The 19436-nt window shown below is 30.0% G+C and carries 17 protein-coding genes; 15 read left to right on the top strand and 2 right to left on the bottom strand.

Going from position 1 to position 19436, the window contains the following annotated elements:
- Positions 1-10 precede the first annotated feature (10 nt).
- From ACQYZ7_RS09310 to ACQYZ7_RS09290, 5 genes are all read left to right on the top strand, one after another.
- The gene (locus ACQYZ7_RS09310) at positions 11-595 is read left to right on the top strand and encodes a hypothetical protein (RefSeq protein WP_430729475.1); all 585 of its coding nucleotides are present in this window, start codon (positions 11-13) and stop codon (positions 593-595) included.
- A gap of 280 nt (positions 596-875) precedes the next feature.
- On the top strand, positions 876-2111 hold the full coding sequence (locus ACQYZ7_RS09305) for a site-specific integrase (RefSeq protein WP_430729474.1): 1236 nt from the start codon (positions 876-878) through the stop codon (positions 2109-2111).
- On the top strand, positions 2108-3283 hold the full coding sequence (locus tag ACQYZ7_RS09300; protein WP_430729473.1) for a hypothetical protein: 1176 nt from the start codon (positions 2108-2110) through the stop codon (positions 3281-3283). Before ACQYZ7_RS09305 ends, ACQYZ7_RS09300 begins: the two co-directional genes overlap by 4 nt.
- Positions 3284-3393: 110 nt before the next feature.
- Positions 3394-3699 carry a helix-turn-helix domain-containing protein gene (locus ACQYZ7_RS09295; protein WP_028890644.1) on the top strand — a complete coding sequence of 102 codons (306 nt, stop codon included), beginning with the start codon at positions 3394-3396 and terminating at the stop codon, positions 3697-3699.
- An 8-nt stretch (positions 3700-3707) separates the two neighbouring features.
- Positions 3708-4667: a replication initiation protein gene (locus ACQYZ7_RS09290; RefSeq protein ID WP_430729472.1), complete on the top strand. Its 960-nt coding sequence runs from the start codon at positions 3708-3710 to the stop codon at positions 4665-4667.
- Between the two features lie 450 nt (positions 4668-5117).
- On the opposite strand, the gene ACQYZ7_RS09285 is transcribed toward ACQYZ7_RS09290, so the two are convergent.
- On the bottom strand, positions 5118-6365 hold the full coding sequence (locus tag ACQYZ7_RS09285) for an HNH endonuclease (protein ID WP_430729471.1): 1248 nt from the start codon (positions 6363-6365) through the stop codon (positions 5118-5120).
- Between the two features lie 474 nt (positions 6366-6839).
- On the opposite strand from ACQYZ7_RS09285, the gene ACQYZ7_RS09280 reads away from it, so the two are divergent.
- From ACQYZ7_RS09280 to ACQYZ7_RS09255, 6 genes are all read left to right on the top strand, one after another.
- Positions 6840-7175: a BfmA/BtgA family mobilization protein gene (locus ACQYZ7_RS09280; protein ID WP_028890647.1), complete on the top strand. Its 336-nt coding sequence runs from the start codon at positions 6840-6842 to the stop codon at positions 7173-7175.
- A gap of 9 nt (positions 7176-7184) precedes the next feature.
- On the top strand, positions 7185-8033 hold the full coding sequence (locus ACQYZ7_RS09275) for a DUF5712 family protein (protein ID WP_430729470.1): 849 nt from the start codon (positions 7185-7187) through the stop codon (positions 8031-8033).
- A gap of 1 nt (position 8034) precedes the next feature.
- The gene (locus tag ACQYZ7_RS09270; RefSeq protein WP_430729469.1) at positions 8035-9744 is read left to right on the top strand and encodes a type IV secretory system conjugative DNA transfer family protein; all 1710 of its coding nucleotides are present in this window, start codon (positions 8035-8037) and stop codon (positions 9742-9744) included.
- A gap of 74 nt (positions 9745-9818) precedes the next feature.
- Positions 9819-10073, top strand: a complete 255-nt coding sequence (locus ACQYZ7_RS09265; RefSeq protein WP_430729468.1) for a hypothetical protein — start codon at positions 9819-9821, stop codon at positions 10071-10073.
- A gap of 131 nt (positions 10074-10204) precedes the next feature.
- A complete protein-coding gene (locus ACQYZ7_RS09260; RefSeq protein ID WP_430729467.1) occupies positions 10205-10765 on the top strand; it encodes a conjugal transfer protein TraO in 561 nt (186 codons plus the stop codon).
- A gap of 13 nt (positions 10766-10778) precedes the next feature.
- Positions 10779-12158: a TraQ conjugal transfer family protein gene (locus ACQYZ7_RS09255; RefSeq protein ID WP_430729466.1), complete on the top strand. Its 1380-nt coding sequence runs from the start codon at positions 10779-10781 to the stop codon at positions 12156-12158.
- Positions 12159-12407: 249 nt separating this feature from the next.
- On the opposite strand, the gene ACQYZ7_RS09250 is transcribed toward ACQYZ7_RS09255, so the two are convergent.
- Positions 12408-12653, bottom strand: a complete 246-nt coding sequence (locus ACQYZ7_RS09250) for a type II toxin-antitoxin system Phd/YefM family antitoxin (protein ID WP_430729465.1) — start codon at positions 12651-12653, stop codon at positions 12408-12410.
- Between the two features lie 690 nt (positions 12654-13343).
- Between ACQYZ7_RS09250 and ACQYZ7_RS09245 the strand changes: the two genes are divergently transcribed.
- The 4 genes from ACQYZ7_RS09245 to ACQYZ7_RS09230 all read left to right on the top strand — a co-directional run bounded on the left by ACQYZ7_RS09245 (position 13344) and on the right by ACQYZ7_RS09230 (position 19436).
- The gene (locus ACQYZ7_RS09245; protein WP_430729464.1) at positions 13344-15806 is read left to right on the top strand and encodes a BsuBI/PstI family type II restriction endonuclease; all 2463 of its coding nucleotides are present in this window, start codon (positions 13344-13346) and stop codon (positions 15804-15806) included.
- Positions 15807-15815: 9 nt separating this feature from the next.
- Complete coding sequence (locus ACQYZ7_RS09240) at positions 15816-16880, top strand: DUF262 domain-containing protein (protein WP_430729463.1); 1065 nt, start codon at positions 15816-15818, stop codon at positions 16878-16880.
- Between the two features lies 1 nt (position 16881).
- Positions 16882-17862, top strand: coding sequence for a hypothetical protein (locus tag ACQYZ7_RS09235; RefSeq protein ID WP_430729462.1), 981 nt, complete (start codon positions 16882-16884; stop codon positions 17860-17862).
- A gap of 263 nt (positions 17863-18125) precedes the next feature.
- A complete protein-coding gene (locus tag ACQYZ7_RS09230; protein ID WP_430729461.1) occupies positions 18126-19436 on the top strand; it encodes a tyrosine-type recombinase/integrase in 1311 nt (436 codons plus the stop codon).

Genomic DNA, 19436 nt, shown 5'->3' with positions numbered 1-19436 from the left:
GACATAGTTAATGAAAAAGAATATAGATAAACAAATAGAGAAACTTATCAATCCATCCGTAGTTTTAAGAATAGATGGTTTAAGTAAATCAAACCCTGAGTATGATTTATATTTTTTTAGTACTCTACTACTTTGTATATGGGAAAGTCTCTATAATAAAGATTTGAATCCCTCTTATCATATAAAAGATTCTGTTGGAAATATATATTTTAATGAAGAATTACGAATTAAGATAAATAATGGGTTTAATACAATTATAAATACGGCAAAAGGGTTAAGGTTAGAAAAAAAGGCAAAGCCTTTTTTTATGAGTATATATGACTATTTATATATAGAAGACTCAAATAGTAATAAACTATATTGTTATAGCAAAGAGCTTATGGGGACTAGTTTGTTTAATAGTACTATGTTTTCAGTTGAATTAAAAAAGCCTATAGACGAATTAACGCAAGAGGATTATTATAGTTTTCTAGGGAAAAACTTTAAAGAGAATGATGGTCTATTAATAAATGGAAAGGAAGAAAAGGTGTTTTTAACATTGCATAGCTATAATCAAAAGAAAAAGGTATGGAAAGCTCGTCAGCTTTTGTTTTAAGAAATAACTTTTTGTGAGTATTTAAAAGTTAACAATATAAAGATAGTTTTACTTACCCTTAAAAAACAAACCCACTGATAATCAGTGGGTTTTTGTTTGCTTTTGTGACCTCGGCAGGAGTACCTTTGTTTTTAATTAAAATTTTACTTACTTAACTCTCTCTTTATTACTATATTTGGGATTAGTGTTGTGTTGTTAAATTAACTTTTATTATTTTTTGTTTAAAATCTGACACCATAAATGACACCAATTTAATCCGTTTAAGTATAGTTAAATAAGAATGCAAGTTTCATTTAGTTTAAGAAAGAATAAGATTAATAAAAGTGGATTGATACCAGTTTTAATGACGATTACGTTTAAAGGAGAAAGGGTAAGGAAGGACGTAAAAGACGTAAGAGTAAAAGAAAAGCATTGGAAGGCAAAAGACCAACGAATAAAGCCGTCTACGAAATCGGAAGAATATAATTATCATGTAGAGTACAATAAGAAGTTAGATGAGCAAGAGGGGATTGTAAAAAGCATTTTTAGGTATTTGATGTTGAATAACATTGAGCCTACAAAAGAGTTTGTTTTAGATAAGCTTAATTCAGGGTTAGAAGTAAAGTTGACTCATGATTTTGTTGATTGCTTTGAAGAGTTCATAGAGAAAGGCAAGAATATTAAAACAGATGGAACTCTTAGACGTTATAGAACTGCACTTAATTTTTATAAAGATTTTTCTGAAGCTAAAAACTTCAGGCTTCATTTCGATAATATAACGATTGATTTTTTTGAGGATTTTAGAGATTATGCCTTTGAAGAAAGAAGTACGTTAAATAACTACTTCGCTAAGCTGGTTTCAGTATTGAAAACTTTTATGAACTGGTCTTTTGATAGAGGATATCATGAAAATATAGCATATCAAAAATTTAAAGCTCCAGAACAGGAAATAGAAGTAGTTTATCTAACAATGGAAGAGTTAATGCAGCTCTATAAGCATGAATTTGAATCTCCAAGGTTAGAGCACACAAAAGATACTTATTGCTTTGGTTGCTTTAGTGGTCTTCGATATTCAGATTTAAAGCAACTAAACTCTTCTCATGTTTTTGATGATTATATAAAGTTGAATATTCAAAAGACAAAAACGATAGATCATAAAATACCTTTGAATCGCTTTGCTAAAGAAATTCTAGATAAATATAAGAACACAATCTATGAACCTCTTCCAGTTATCTCAAGAGAGAAAATGAATAAGTACATAAAAGAATGTTGTGAGTTAGCTGGAATTAATACGCCAACCTCCACAACAAGGTTTGTAGGTAAAAAAAGAATTGATAAGACAGTTCCTAAACATGAGCTGATAACGACGCATACAGCCCGTAAAACGTTTGTTACTAATTCCCTTATACTAGGAATGAAAGAAATGGTTGTGCGTAACATTACGGGGCATAAAAAGGAAGAATCGTTTAGGCGTTATGTGAAAATTGCAGAAGACTTTAAGAAACAAGAAATGGATAATACTTGGGATAAGTTATGACAGAAAAAGAATTAGAATTTAAATTAAGGACTTTAAGTTTAAATGATAGATTGGTTTATATCCATATTTTATTAAGGAACTCTTATTTAGGTGAAGGAAAGATTCATGGAGTTGATTCTAAAAGTGTATTTTTTGATGAAAAATTGATATACTTTCTTTGTAGTAAAAGGATGGAGTGTATTGAAGCAATCATAAATCAAATGACTTTAAGTTTGTACCGTGAGAAAATTGAATATAAACAACCAATATTTAAGGAAAAGTATTTTGAAGCTAGTTTGTTTGTTATGAGTTTTGAAACATGGAAAGAAGCTGTTTTGTATAATCTATCAATGTTTTCTAAAAGAGAAATAAAATATGAGATATTAGAACTTTTGGAAAGATTAAATGATGTGTCGAATAGGTTGAATCATGGTTGTATTATAGATTTTGATCCTAGATATTATTCTGATGTAAGTGTTACAGAAATTGTTTTTTATAAAGATTTTACGATACCAATTAGTTTGTATAAGGATTTTCTTAGGAGTATAGATGTTGATAAAATTTCAGATGATAAAACTTTTAATTTGATGTATAGGTTAAGTAACCTTGAGGAAAAGTTGAATTCAAATGGGAGGAAAAATGACAACCAGTTAAGTGTAGTATTATCTAATGAGAGTAATAAAACCGTTTTACTTAAAGGTTTGATAGAATTATTTAGGTCAATGAATTTAGATTTACCAGAAAACTTGAGTGATCTGATTAAAGGTTTTGTCGACTGTGTTTTAAAAGGAGATGTAAATTCATTTAATAATGAAGAATTTGTCTTTTTAAAAGGAAAAAAGAACAAGGCAAATAGAGTAGATTTTGTTAAGTTTTTTGTATTTCTTTCCTACTCGGGGTACATTTTAAATAATCAAACAGACACAATTACAATACTGTCACAGTTTTTAAATAAAAATGAAGATTTAGGTTTTGGAATCAGAACTTTAAAAGGAGAAGTTAAAAGAGGTAATTACTTTATGTTCTCTGATGAAATAGAAGGTGGGAGAGCAAACAAAAGGCAGAACTTAATTAGTACAGTTTTCTATTCTAATGAAGACGTGTTGAAGAAATATGAGAATAGCAAAGCTTGTTATGATGTAAAGTTGCACTTGTCGAAAAAAAATAAAGTTTCTAACCCTTTAGTAAGTTAGATAAAAAAACAAAAGTTAGTTGCACCTAAACCTTTAGTGCAAGTTTAAGAGACACATTTAAACTGAATTTAGCCAGTGTAAACACAAGTTGAATTTAAAAAAGTTTAAATATGTCAAACGTACTTTTCTACACACATAATAAAGAAGATTTAGTAAGAGCTGTTAGATTAATTCTAAATGAAATTAGAAAAACAGAAGTAGTAAGTGATTTCAATAATACACCTGAAGAAGATAGGTTGACTCAAAAAGAAGCAGCTAAATTTTTAGGAATTTCAGTAACTAGTTTGATTAGCTGGAAAAAGAAAAGCCTAGTGCCTTTTTATCAAGTGCCAGGAAGTAGAGCAATTTTTTATTCAAAAAAAGAGCTTCTCGATGTTGCAAGAAAGAACAGAAAGTTAATTAAGGCGGGTAAATAGGTTGTGTTATGACTCGCTCTAAAACAGGTCATTTTATAATACAACCTAATCATGTTTCTACAGCCAAGTTCAGATATACTTGTATTGAAAAAAATATAATTTATCACATTATAGAGAAACTTCAGGAGGTTAAGTCTAAAGATCCATTTGAAGTGTATAAGGAGCAAAAAATTACCCTAGAACTCAGTAAGCTTGATAAAAATAAAAACTACTCTAATATTAGGAAAGCGGTTAAGTCTTTGGCGACAAAACCTGTTGAGTTTGATTTAGTAATACCAAAAGAGAATAAGGTTAGGAAAAACTTATCCTTTATAGTTGGGGCGTTAGAATACGAAGTAAGGTCTAAATATATAACGTTAGTAATTCCATCAACTGCATGTGTTTTCTTTTGTTATATCGGAGGAGGATTTACAGCTATTCAAAAAAATATAGCATTAAACCTTAATTCTATACACTCTAAAATACTTTATGAATTGTGTTGTAGATGGGTAGATAGAGGAGGGTTTAATAGTGATTTAATATCCTTTAGGGTTTATTTGCAGGTTGAGGATAAGTATAAGCAGATAGCTCACTTACGAAACAAAGTTTTAGAGGTTGCAAAGAGAGAACTAAAAGAAAAAGCAGATTTATATTTCAATTATTCTTTAGAGAAGAGAGGTGGGAGGAGTTATGATTATATAAATATTAAAATACACAGAAATAAATATTTAGAGAATGATGTAGAGATAACTGTGAACGAACAAGAGTATAATTATGTCTATAGATTTTTATTGCTTTTCTTCCCTAACAACAAAGATAACTCTGCTTTTATTTTCACAGAGGAGATAGCTAAGAGAGGTTTTATTAATAAGGCTTACAACCGATTTTGTAGGCTGGATGATGATTTTACTTCTGCTAAAAAGGGTAAAGCAGATATTTATAACTTATTAAGATTTGTAATTCTTCCTGAGTTAGGAGTTAGTAATTAGGGTTTTTAAACGGTGTGGAAAAGATGCACCGTTTTTTTATAAAATGTAATCACACTTCTGATTTTTAGAGTGTGAAATAAAGTGGCTTAGTGGTAAATTAGTGTGATTTTAGTAGTAAATTGGTGTGAATTCAACTTTTTTTAGTAGTAAATTAGTGTGATTTATATCCTGTAGCCCTTGATGTCAAAGGGCTGTAGAGCGAGTACAATAAGGTTAACCTACAATAATATTACAAGTTAGTAGATTTTTAAGTGATTTTGGTTTCAAAAAGTGAATTCTGAACGAAAATTGAAAACAAGAAAATTGAAACAAGGATGTTTTTTTCGATGTGGAAAAGTTGCCACATTGATTAAAATGTAAATGTTTGCCTACTTCTGAAAACACTCTTGGATTTTCAGAAGTAGTTGAGAACAGATTATTAATTAGTTTGTGTTTCTTTTTTTTTGAACTTTAAAAGTTCAAAATCATTTTAAGTTTTTTTGGAGTAGTATCATCTATTTTGCTAAATTTCCATCCTTTGATAGAATTATAATGTTTAAAGAACTTCCAGAAGTTATTGAAATCTTCTTCATTTGAATAATCTATTTTATCCTTACTTGAGAAAGGAATAATAAATGCAAAAGTTAAGAAAGTGAACCGGAATTCAGCCACGGCATGTGGTAAACTATCATGGTCTTTTTTGAGCTTGTATATGATTAATTGAGGATGATTACAAAATAAGTCATAAGAAGTAAGCATTGCAACCTTGGGTAATTTTTCACCATCAAATTCTTGGTTTATCCAACGAATTGTGTTTTCAAAATTATTTAAGGACTGTTTGTCAATAACACTTAAAGCATATTTAGCTAATGTTCGATATATATTCTGAAATACAATATTTTGATTTGTTTCAAGCTGTATTTTAGAATTATCAAAGTTTGGGTCATTCTCTTCTTCTTCATTTAAGAAGTGTTTTATTTCGATTTTACCTTCTCCATTATTGTATATTTGAAAGTTTTTTCCTTTGAGTTTAGGAATACCATTTTTTCCTTTAACACTAAAAAAATTCCTATAAAGATTTAGGTATAAAATCAAGTCGTTTTCAATTCCTGAGCCAAATTTTTCATTACAAGAATCACATTCGTCATTTGTAATAATTTTTTTGTTTCCAAGTGACTCAGAAATAGAATGTGCAATTTTTTTGAATGTTACTTCTTCGGATCCTTTATTGCAAAATCTACAAACTCTTTTTGACTTGTCAGGTTCTCCGATTTTTTTTCTAGTGTTTTTATCAAATGCAATTATGTCATAGTTCTCCCTTAGTTTTCCAAATAAGTCATCCATTTCTTTAGAAGCTACTCCAAAATCTTTGTTGTCCTCTAAAGCAGATAAATAATTATATAAATTAAAATATTGTTCGTTGTTAAGATTCGAGTTGACAAAAATGAAGAAAAACTCATTATCTTTTAAATCTCCAAAATATTTGTTTAGTTGGTTAATTTGAGGAGCTGATGATTTATATTTTTGAACAATATTATTAATCTTTATTTTTAAATCACTGGTGTTTTTTTGTAGTTGCTCGATACTGATTTTTCGATTATCATAATCAATTTCTTTAGCAAATGCCAAAAAAAAATCACTCATAATCTCGTCGATGTTTGTCTGTGATTTTATCTCTAGGTCAGTAGTTCTTGATAAAGCTAAAAATTTAATTTTCATACTATGTGCTATTTTTTTAGTGAGGTATTATTCTTTTTTAATAAGAGTGCAAGTAAATGTATAAAGATTAAAAATAAAACTCTATGGAAAACCGTATTTAGATTTATGAATTTCTATAGTTGCTTATTTGAGTTAAAAGTTATTTTTGTCGAAGATTATTCTTTTTCAAAGAATAGCGAGCGGGAATCACGCTGCGCGATGATTTTCCCGCTCGCGATTGCATCGAGCTTGCAGGCTACGCCTGACTTGTCTAGGTTTTTAAAAATTATAACCAATTATAAAAAAGTTATAAAGGTGTGGCTAACTACTTGATTGTTAGTGTTAAGTTTTATAAAACCTGTTGCACTTAATGTCAAAACAGTTTGTTTTACAAAAGTTTAATATCCAGTTACTTATAATTCTAAAATTGCACTTCTCTTCAAAGTGCAAAATCTTCACGGCTAAAAATCTTGACTTTTGGATAAAGTTTTAATGATGAAAAAAAGCATAGTAATTTCTGAAAGAGGTCATAAAGAATTAAAAAAATTAGCGTCAGATCACAATAGAAGTATTGGAGGTTTTACAGAAGAAATGATTTTGTTTTTCAAAAAGACTGGTACTGATCCAAGAATCATTAAAGGAAAAAGTACCACAGAAATGATAAAGGTAATTGATCGTCGAATTGTGTCCTTTTTTAAGACACAAGAAGCTGATATACTTTATCCGATGAGACAGCAAATTCAAGATAATGGAGATATGACAAAAGAGTTATTTGAAAAGTTGATTCAGAATCTTAATAAGATTTTTCAAAAGATAAAAGAGCAATCTTAAAAAAGTCAAATGCCTGTAACAATTATTCATAAAACGTCAGACAACAATAAAGGAAGTTCTTCTAAATATGGTTTTTACTTGAACAAGGAAAATTCAGAGTATATAAAAGATGGAATTCCTGAGAAACAGAACTTCTTTTTCAATCAATATGAAGATAAAATATCTACGGTAAATGCAATAAGTATGATTGATGAAAATGCTAAAGGAAAAGGGTTGAAAAAAGCTCAAGATAAATATTTCACAGTCACTTTAAACTTTAGTGATAAAGAATTAAAATACTTGGTAAGGAAAGTTTCAGGTAAAGATGTATCTGATGTTAAAGAGTTAACTCAGGAAGAGTATCAAGAATACAATAAGCTTCTTAGAGAATATACTAAAGAAGCTATGAAAAATTACGCTAGTAATTTCAATAAAGGAATAACTAAAGATGATATTGTCTGGCATGCTAAAGTAGAGCATAAAAGAAGATACAAAGGATATGATGAAGATGTAAAGAAAGGATTATTCAAAAGTGGAGAATTGAAAAATGGTTTGAATAGTCATGTTCATGTTACAGTTTCAAGGATGCATAAAGACTATCGTGTTAGTTTGAGTCCTTTATCTAATGCTAGAAATAGTAAAAACCTCGTGTTAAACTCTAAGTCTGTGAAAGGAGGTTTTGACAGAAGTAACTATAAAATTCTCAATGAGAAATCATTTGATGAAAAATTTGGTTACACAAGAAATATGGAAGAAAAATTCGAGGTCGTAAGGATTTTGAAAAACGGAACTTTTCAAGAGAAACAAGATTTAAGAAAACGTATAGAAATAGAAAAACAACAAAAAGAGAAGCAAAACAATAATCTAATATCATATTAACATGAATCAATTTATTAACGAATATGTTTACTGGCTAGGGTTTTATAGAGTAATTAATATTTTTATAACTACTGGAGTTTACGCCATATTCTTACGAAAGCAAGCTAAGTTTCCTTTTATGATAGGAGCGGTAATATCATTTATTCCAGCGCTAATAATTCCATTTACAATTACAGTGCCTGTTTATATTCTTGGGTATACTTTGTTTAAAGTATTCTCTTTTAAACCGAATAATAAAAGTAAAAAGGTCAGAGAAAAAGAAGAAGAGTACAAAATAAGTGATGATGCATTTGTTTTTTCAACTGAAGAAGGAGATGTAGTATTAAACAACGCTTTTAGAGGTGTTTTTATTCAAGGAGGAGCTGGATCAGGAAAAAGTGTTAGTTTGATATATCCTATTTTAAAACAGACTGCTAAAAAGAGTTTTACAGGTTTGTTGTATGATTTTAAAAGTCCTGAATTATCAAGTTTTGCTATTAGTCAAATATTAAGAAATGAATCAAATGTCAAGTCTTATTTCGTAGATTTTAAAGAAGCTCGAAAAAGTGTGAGGATAAACCCATTGAATCCCGATTTAATGGTTAAAACAGCCTATGCACATGAGTATTCTCAAACATTGCTTTATAATCTTTCCCCTAGCAATATTAAAAATGAGAATTACTTTATGATTGATGCAAAAAGTGTTCTTACAGGGATTATTTGGTATCTCAAAAAGGAGTATCCTCAGTTTTGTACGTTACCGCATATTATTTCTTTAGTTCTGTATAGTGATATAAATATACTTTTAGAAAAAATAGCAGAGAATATTGAAACCGCAGGACTGGTAGCAAGTTTGAATCAAGCAATCAAAAACAATGCTTCAAAACAAGTAGCGGGAGTAATAAGCACCTTACAAGCAAACTTATCAAAAATTAATACTCCAGATATTTTCTGGGTGCTATCAGGAAATGATATTGATTTAGATATTAATAATCCTAACGATCCTAAGTTTTTATGTATTGGTAATGAAAGTACGCTGTCTGAAACTTATGCACCAGTCATTTCTTTGATTATCTCTGTAGCTGCTAAGCAAATGAATCAGCCTAATAAGCATAAGTCTATTATTGTTTTGGATGAGGCACCTACATTATACATTCCAAATTTTGAACAGATACCAGCAACCGCACGTAGCAATAAAGTAGCTACTGTTTATGGTGCGCAAGATTTTAGTCAGCTTGTGGATAGGTATAAGAATGACAAAGCTCAAGTTATCCTAAGCAACATGGGGAATCAATTTTTTGGAAGAACTGTCAACAATAACACTGCTAGAATGATAACTCAAATGTTTGGTAGAGCAGATAAAAAATACCAAACAAAAAGTAAAGGAGATTCGTTTCATGATTCAGATTTCTTTGGAAAACATGTAAATTCTTCCAGTGAGAATATGTCAGAAACCATTCAGGAAAGAGATCGAGTAAAAAGTACAGATATCATGAATCTAGAACCAGGAGAGTTTTATGGATTTATAGCTGAAGGAAATAAAAAAGAACTTCTTAAAACCAAGTTTTTAGTAGATAAAGATATTGAAACTACAGATTTAGAATTTGAGTTCAAAGCTTCTGAAGAAGATGTGCAAAAGAACTACCGAAAAATAATAGAAGAAGCGAAATCTATTTTGTTAGAGCCAACCTCAATAAAAGTTTCTGAAGACGATGATTTTATAAAGTTTTAGCAAATCGCCCGTTGATAGGGAAAGTAAAGCAAACCCCTAAAAATAGAGTTTTTTCACAGGTTAAACAACAAGTTATGAGTAAATTTAATATAGAAACACAAAGAATAAAACATCATTTTTTAATGCCTTTTGTAGCTGCTGTTTTAGATGAAAATAGTAAGCTAAAACACAAACTAGAGATAGATGATTTATACCAAGAATTTTTGTCTGAGAAAGTCTTGTACTTGTTAGATGAAGCCATAAGGTTGAGAGATAAATACAATGTTTCATTACTTGAAGCTTTAGATGTAGTTCAAGAGAATTTTAAAAACGTAATAGCCAATGAATAAATAGTTAAAAGAAAAAAGGTAGGAGTTATAAGATAACGTCCTACCAAACATTAAGAAATGTCATGTAAGATGGTAACTGGTACTTACCATCTTACTCAACAAATTTAACATTAATTAAAAATATTATAGAAATGTCATATAAATTAAGAAAAATAATACTCTTGGGATTAATTCTCATACTCTATATCCCAGTTTCAAATGCACAAAGTCAAAAAAGTTTAGCTGGCTTTGCAGGATATACAGATGATGGAATAGCTACACTTTTTGGCTTTTCCTATTCATTCAATGACATAAAATACGATTTCCTTGAAGCAAGTGTGTATTCGGGTTACCTGAAGGAAAGAAAAACGGAATACAATGTCGATGTAAATGTACACAGTATAAATCTAGGTTATTTTAAAAGAATAGAGCCTTTATCAACTTTAAACGGCTTAGTGTGCACTTATATAGGAATTGGAGGAGTTTTAGGAAGTGAGAGTATAAATAAAGGAAATAATGAGTTGCCTAATGGAGCTTTAATAACAAGTAAAGGAGGTACTATTTATGGAGGTTTTGGAGCTGTACAAGCAGATTTATTTATATCTAATAGATTTCATTTGTTAGGAAGATACACTCACTTTTATCATGCAAACAGTGAAGTAGGTAAATCTAAATTTATGATTGGTCTAGGTTTAAAATATGTAATCTTTTAAAAAAAAAATAACTATGAAAAATCTTTTATACACTCTATTAATATTAGTTTTTATATCGTGTGATAGCGATTTAGATGTAATAATCAAAGACAATTTTGATTTTGAAATTACCACTGAACAAAAAGAAATTAGCCGCATAGGAGAAGAAGTAAAAACTTCTATTAAAATAACTCCAGAGAGAATCGTAAAAGGAGTAAAGTATTACTTTTCTTACAAACTAAATAAAGGAAAGGGGTTATATAAAATGGATGGTTTAGCCTTAATACCAGGAGAAGAATATGAATTAAAATCTTTAGAAACAGAAATTGTCTATATGGCTGAAGAACTAGAGTCAAACGAAGTAGAGATAAGTATAAGAAATGATAGCGATTTAGAAGCTGAAAAATTAATTTCCTACAAAATAGTTGATTTGAATGATTTTCAAGTTACAGTAACAAAATCAGCTAATGAGATTTTCTTTAAAGAAGATGTAACTATTGATTTTGATATTGAAAAGCTTGCTAATGAGTTGGATCAAGATTTAACTTATGAATTAAAATATGTTAGAAGCTCTCTATATGGTAATTTATTGATTGGAGACAACGAGCTTAAAGAAGGTGAGTCACTTAATAATTTATCTGAAGGTAAGATCTCTGGAATTTTTAAAGCTAAAGAGGCTGGTGACTTCAGTTTGACCTTTTTAATAAAAGCTTCAAATGGTAAAGAACACGAAGTGGTAGTTAGTTTTTTAGTTAAAAAGACTGATTTTGAGTTTAAAATTTATCCTTCTAAAAGTGAAAATTACGTGAATGATTTAACACGATTTGATTTCGAAATATTATCAAATGGTATGGAAGCTTTAAGCTATAAATTAACTTTCAGAGGTCAGCAAGGAGAACTAATAAGAGGAAGAGATTCTTTTATGAATGAAGATATTTATAATACTCCTGGGGGACGTTTCTTTATGGATTATAAAGCGTTTGAAATAAGTAATAAACCGATTGAGTTTGAGGTGAAAGCTTCAAACGGGGTAATGAAAAAAGTAGTAGTCGATTTTGAGTCTTTGCCTACTAATTTTGAGGTTACATTAGGGGCTGATAATCTTTCGAATTTTTATCAATTTGATTTATCATCAAGTTTTAATATTATTCCTCCTGAAGTAAAGTATCAAGTTTTAACGTATAAATTTTATTATGAAACGAGTAATCTTGGTTCTACTAGTTTAATAGAATATAATACAGGAAAGAGGATTGGACCAGGAGAATTGTTAGATATGGGAACTCTTAAAAATGGTAGGATTGCTATTAGTCAGCAAGGAGGTGTGCAACCTCAGAAAGGAGAGATAAAATTTGTTTTTATTGATTCTAATGGGGTCAGAACAGAAAGAAAGGCTACGGTTAATTGGTATGATTAATAATTTTTAAATCCCAGCAAAAGCTGGGATTTTCTTTTTGCAACATGGAACAAACTTAGTGATAGCACCAATTTTTAAATTGAGTTATCTCGTTCAAACTTCGCAAAACTATCGTTAAGTCACATTCGTTCCTTATCTCAAGTCTTTGCTTGTTTCACTTCGTTAACTCAATTTAAAAGAGATAGTGAGTAAAATCTAAAGAAAGACATGATTGAAACTAAAACCCCACTCTATTGAGTGGGTAAATTGCTATGAAAAAGAAAAAGTATCTCCATTGTCGATTTGTTCGATTGATTCCATTAGTCTATTTTTATTAGCCTTTGTAGATAATAAGTGTTCTGTTTCTTTCAATGAATTATATTCGTTAATAGACATTATAACAACTGCATCGCCCCCTTTACTTCTAGATACAATTATCACTTCCATTGACTTTGAAACATAGTCAAGATATTTTTTTAAACTCTTGCGTAGAGTGGAAATAGTTATTACTCTCATAATGATTAAATTAAAACGTACAGTTTTTTGTGTAAAAAAATGTACAATATTTGTATCAAATTTCCAAATGAGTAAAATTATGAGCTTGTTGTCAACAGCGTGGTTATTTTGTAACGTCATATTGAGAAACATGGAAAAGGAATGTACTCAACGAAAACTTTTATACTTGGTATACCCGATTTGTATTTCTACTACTCAAACGGATTAATAGAGGTTTTGAAAAGAAGAATAACTTTTTATTAGATGGTTTTTAAATCGAGTTATCTCGTTAAAGCTTCACAAAACCATCGCTAAGTCACGTCCGTTCCTTATCTCAAGTCTTTGCTCGTTTCACTCGTTAACTCAATTTAAAATAAAATGAGTTAACGAGTGAAATATAAAAAAAGACATGATTGAAACTAAAAACCCACTCTATTGAGTGGGTAAATTGCTATGAAAAAGAAAAAGTATCTCCAAACACTTTTGGAGATACTCAAATATAATAAAAAACCTTAGTTCATTTCCTTCCTGATATTTAGGATTAGATAAAAAATACTAGAATGTTTTTAAAAAATTAAAATATTCAAATCATGTATAATGTAAATTGGATTGTTTGAATAAGTTTGTGTAATTTGTGGGAAAAATAAACCTAGGTACTCTAATTTAATCTTAGTTGAATTACTAAATTTGACTTTTAAAAATCATATACTTTTGGAATTAAATTATAATTTAGAATTAAAGAGGATACATTCAATTGGAAGATTGGAGAGGGGAAAGAAGTCTAAATTAGGGCAGTTTTTTACTCCGTCTTTGATTTGTGAGTATATGAGTTCTATGTTTGATAAAATAGAGGGAGATGTTAATCTTTTGGATCCAGGTTGTGGGATGGGGTCTTTATTTGTGTCCTTTGTGGAAGAGTTTATAAAAAGAGGAAACAAGAATAAGATTGAAATAGAGGCATTTGATTTGGATTCTACATTAAGGGGAGACTTAGAAGATACAGTAAGACTATGTTATGAACGTCTTAAAGAAAGATGCTCTATTAGTATTAATTATGATGACTATATTTTTTCAGGATTTGAACAAAAATTTTCTCATGTAATAATGAATCCTCCTTATGGTAAGATAACTAAAAATAGCACTCAAAGGGTATATTTGAGGGAAATGGGAGTTGATACAGGGAATCTATATTCATCATTTTTAATTAAAGCAATTAAACAGACTAGAGTAGGAGGGGAGATAGTTGCAATCATACCTAGGTCGTTTGCAAATGGACTTTATTTTTTATCTTTTAGAAGGTTCTTGTTAGAGGAGACAAGTATTGAAAAAATACATGTGTTTGATAAGAGAAATTCTGCATTTTCTGAGGAAAAAGTCTTGCAAGAGAATATTATAATCCACTTAATAAAAGGAAAAGAACAAGGAGATGTGTTAATAACCAAGAGTTCCTCTGGGGATTTTTATAGGGATTCTAACTCAAAGACATTAACTGCAGATGATTTAATGCAAAGGAGGGTGTCTTTTGATAAAGTAGTTAATCCGAAAGATAAAGATCTTTTTATTCGGATATCTTCTTCTGAATATGAACAAAAGATTATAGATAGGTTATCAATCTTCACTAGTTCTTTAGAGGATATAAATGTAGAGGTAAGTACGGGGCCTGTAGTGGATTTTAGAGTGAAAGAGAGTTTAATTATGACTCCTACTGACTCATCTTATCCTTTAATATACCCTAATCATTTAAGAGAAGGGGTGTTAAAATGGCCTGTAAATTCGAAAAAGCCAAATGGAATAGAGTTGAGCAATAAAACAAGATCTTGTTTGTGGGAAAATGAAGGATGTTTTTTGTTAGTGAAAAGGTTTAGCTCTAAAGAAGAAAAAAAAAGAATAGTAGCAACAATTTATGACTCTAGCCTTCCTGGAAAATTTGTTGGTTTTGAGAATAAGCTAAATGTATTTCACTTAAAAAAGAAAGCATTAAATGAAAATTTGGTTAAAGGGTTATATTTATATTTGAATAGTAGTCTCATAGATAAATATTATAGAGGAGTAAGCGGAAATACTCAGGTAAATGCTACTGATTTAAGAGCATTGAGGTATCCTAGTAGAGAAGTTTTAGAAAAGTTAGGAGAGAAGATGAAGTCGAACTATTTTAATCAAGAAAAGATAGATGAATTTTTAAATATTATAATAAATGATATGTTAGGAAAAGACGAAAAAGAAGGTGGTAATCCTTTGGATATTGAAGTTAAAATAAATGAAGCCATTGAGGTTATTGCTAGCTTAGGTATGCCAAAAGCGCAACAAAATGAAAGGTCGGCTTTAACCTTACTAGCACTACTAGATTTAAAACCTGATAGCTCATGGAATACAATAGGTAATCCTATGAAAGGAGTTACTCCTATAATGGAGTGGGTTAAGGCTGTGTATGGTAAAGAGTATGCTCCTAATACAAGAGAGACTTTTAGGAGACAAACACTTCACCAGTTTATAGAGGGAGGATTAGTGGCTTATAATCCAGATAAACCTGAGAGACCACCAAATAGTCCAAAAGCTTGTTATCAGGTGGTTTCCGAGTTAAAAGAGGTTTTAATGAGCTATGAAGATGATAGTTGGGGAGAAAAGCTTGCAGATTTTCTAGCTAAAAGGAAAACGTTAGTGGATAAGTATGCTATGGAGAGGAAGAAGAAGTTGGTTCCTTTGATGATAAATGGAGAGGTGTTTAACTTGACTCCAGGGGATCATAGTGTTCTGATAAAAAAAATAATAGAGGAGTTTGGCCCTCAGTTTGTGCCTGGTTCTGAGTTGATTTATGTTGGAGATACAGAAAATAAAACTGGTTATTATCAAAAAAACAGATTAGAAAGTTTAGGGGTAATAATTGATTCAAAAGGGAAATTACCTGATGTTATTTTATATTATGAAGAAAAAAAGTGGTTGGTTTTAGTAGAATCGGTAACTAGTCATGGGCCAGTTGATGGAAAGAGGTATAATGAATTAAAAGAATTGTTTAAAGATTCAAAGGCAGACTTAGTATATGTTACAGCTTTTTTAAATAGAAAAGCTATGGCTAGGTATATATCTGAAATTTCATGGGAGAGTGAAGTTTGGGTTGCTGATTCACCAACACATATGATACACTTTAATGGACACAAATTTTTAGGACCATATTAATTAAATTTTATGAAAAGACAACCTTCAGTACAAGATATTTCTTGGTTTATCGATTTAGACAACAGAGGACAATTAGATTTAAATCCACCTTATCAAAGAAGAAGTGTATGGACTTCTTCTGACAGAAAATATTTTTTAGATACCATTTTTAGAAATTATCCATGCCCTCCTATTTTTATTCATAAGACTATTAATGATGAAGGAGTTGTAACATATCATGTTGTAGATGGAAAGCAAAGAATAGAGACAATTCTATTGTTCGCGAAGAATAAAGTAGCCATAGATAAGGATTTTGGAGATGTAAGATTAGATGGGTTAAGGTTTAATAAATTAGACCCAGAAATGAAAAAGATTTTTTGGAACTACAATGTTCCAGTGGACTTCATGGATATTGATGGTCTTGATATAAATGAAGTTTTTGATAGGGTTAATAGAAATTCTCGAAACCTTGAAAGACAAGAGTTAAGACATGCTAGATATGACGGATGGTTTATAAATTTAGTAGAGGGTGAAGCTGATGATGATATTTTTTGGGAAAAAATAAAAGTAACATCTAAAGCTAAGGCCAAAAGAATGAAAAATGTTCAATTGGTTTCTGAGTTGTTTTTGATAATTTTAGAGAATAAAATTGTGGGATTTGATCAAGACTATTTAGATGAAAAATATGCTCAATTTGATTCTATAGAAGAGGATGGAGAGTTTTTAATTGATGTTGATAGATTTAATATAGTAAAAGAGCAAGTAAAGGAAAGTATAATAAAAATAGAGGAGCATAATAAAGCTATTACAGAAAAAGCAAAAACTAACTATAATTTATATACGTTATTTGCTTTGTTGATATTAGAAGGAGTTGAAAAGGTTAATTTATTTGATTTAGCTGATAAATATTCAAGCTTTATGGATTTGGTAGATGAATTTAGAAAATCGGATGATCCAGATAGGTTATTGAAAGATAAAGATCAAGTTGAACATAGCCAAGAAGCATATAGGTATTATAGGGCAACTCGTGGAGCTAATACTGATTTACCTCAGAGAAAAGAACGATTAGAGGCTTTAAAAACAGCTGTTTTATAAGATGAAAATTGTAAATTCTATAGCCCAAATACATAGTGGTTTATTGGAAAAGAATGGAGTGTTGAAGAAGAGGGTTGATGAGTTGGTTAGCAGTGTGAAAGATCCTCAATGGCACTATGTGAGTCGTGTAAAGAAACAAGAAAGTTTTGCATTGAAAATGGAAACATGTAGGGTTAGTAATCCTGAAGAAATGGAAGACTTTTTTGCGTGTACTATCGTGGTAGAAAATGCGGGTTCAATAAATAAAGCAAAGAAAAGAATTAAAAAGTTTTTTGATTTTAAATATCAAAGGCCCAAAAGTGATTCTTTTACACATAAAGATAGTTCTTCTTTTGTCTTTGATGATTTAAGAATGTATGTTAGTCTAAAGAAGGAGTTTGGGGATAAAAAACCAATAGATGATATTGTTTTTGAAATTCAAATAAAAACTTTTTTACAGCATGCTTGGTCAATAGCTACACATGACTTGGTTTATAAATCAGATAAGATAAGCTGGGTGAAAGAGAGAGTGGCTTATCAAGTAAAAGCTATGCTTGAATCAGCAGAGGTGTCTATAGAGCAAGCTGGGAAATTAGATGTTATTTCAGGGTTACCTAAAGAAAATAAAAGAATTAAAAAGCAAGAGAGTGTAAAAAGAATGCTTAATAAGTATTTTTCAGAAGTTTTTTTACCAAGTGACATGATAAGGTTGATAGATAATATTATTAATCTAATGGGGATTTTAGATTTAGAGCTAAAAGACTTGGAAAGCTGTTTGTTAGAGGAAAATAAAGTGAATAGAGGGAGTAAAACAGTAAACTTATCCCCTTATTTAATATTTCTCCAATCGATAATTAATCAAAAAGAGGAAGTGGTAGTTGCTTTTTTGAAAAAAGATTTTAGCCAAGTAAGAGGAACTTATAAGATTTTTTTGCCTAAAGAGGTAGATGTTAGTAAGATTAGGGAGGATGTTTTGAGGAGTAATAATGTTATTCTGGTATGATTTATTAGGTTTTGCCACCAATATTGCCACCTAAAAAAGCAAAAGCCCTTTAAAATCAATATTTTAAAGGGCTTTTTTGTGACCTCGGCAGGATTGCATTTTGTTGTTTTGTTTTGTGTGCGTTTTTTCAAAACCTGCATATTTTATAGTGTTGTAGGCGTTTTGTTGTTTTTTGTTGTTTTTAAAAAAATAAAAAAAATACATTTTTTCTTACCACGATATTTACCACTATTGTATCTTTGGGGTAAGTAAAAAAACAAAAAATGTATTTCTATTTAAAAGAACCTAAGTCAGAAAAAGAGACACTGATAATTATTCAATTCTATGTAAAGAGCGAAAAGGCTATTTTCAAATATTCAACTGGCGAAAAAATAAATCCTGAGAATTGGGATTTTGAAAACAGACTACCAAAATCCAAAAAAGGAATCGGTGGAGCGAAGTTAAAAAAAATAACTTCCAATATAATGCTCTATGATACCTTTTTGGAACGATTAATTGATAACTGTAAAATCAATAATATACCCCTAACTCGAAAGTTCTTAAAAACGGAGTTTGACAAGCATTTTAAGAAAAAGGTTGCAGCAGAAAAAAAAGGATTTGAATACCTTACTGATTTTATCGATGATTTTCTTATCAAAGCGCCTAACCTTATCAATCGTTCTACAAAACGAAATTATACAGCAGACAAGATAAAGCACTATAAAAAAACAAACAATCGATTAAAAGAATTTGAAACTTACAGACGTTCAAAAATCAAAATAAACAAGTTTGATATTGTTGTCTATGATGCCTTGGTACACTACCTCACGGATAACAAAAAATACTCTGTCAACTATACAGGAGATTTGATAAAAAACATCAAAAAATTGCTTAAAGTAGCCGATGTAGAATTTGGTTATGATGTTCATAAGGATTATGAACGAAGTGAGTTTTCTGTTATCAAAGAAGAAAGTGTATCGATAGCACTAAACGAAAAAGAAATCGATACACTTTTCAATCACGATTTTTCAAAAAATGAACGTTTACAAAATTGTAGAGACATGGCTATTATTGGTCTTTGGACAGGGTTGAGAGTTTCTGACTTTCTTAATTTACCTCAAATTAATACGGATGATAAATTTATCACTGTACAGCCTAAAAAGACCAAAAATTCGTCAGGGGTTAAAGTCGTTATTCCCCTACACCATCAAATCAAAGAAGTCATTAACAAAAGAGGTATGCCTAGAATGATTACTGATGTAAAATTCAATGAATATATTAAAGAGGTTTGCTTAGAAGTAGGATTTACCGATAAGGTAAAAGGTTCACTCATGGTTAAAGATGAGAAAACAGACATCTATCGTAAAAAAGTAGGCATGTACCCTAAATATAAATTGGTAAGCTCGCACACTTGTCGTAGGTCTTTTGCAACCAACTTATACAAGATGAACTTCCCTTCTCTTTCTATCATGAAAATTACTGGACACTCTTCTGAAAAAAGTTTTTTATCATACATTAAAGTTACCCCAACAGAACATGCAGAGAAACTACTCAATCACTGGAATGAATATTACAGCCAAAAAAGAGTTGATTAA

This window comes from Tenacibaculum sp. SDUM215027, assembly GCF_050566205.1.
Classification (GTDB): Bacteria; Bacteroidota; Bacteroidia; order Flavobacteriales; family Flavobacteriaceae; genus Polaribacter.
This window is presented reverse-complemented; position numbering and strand designations above follow the sequence as displayed.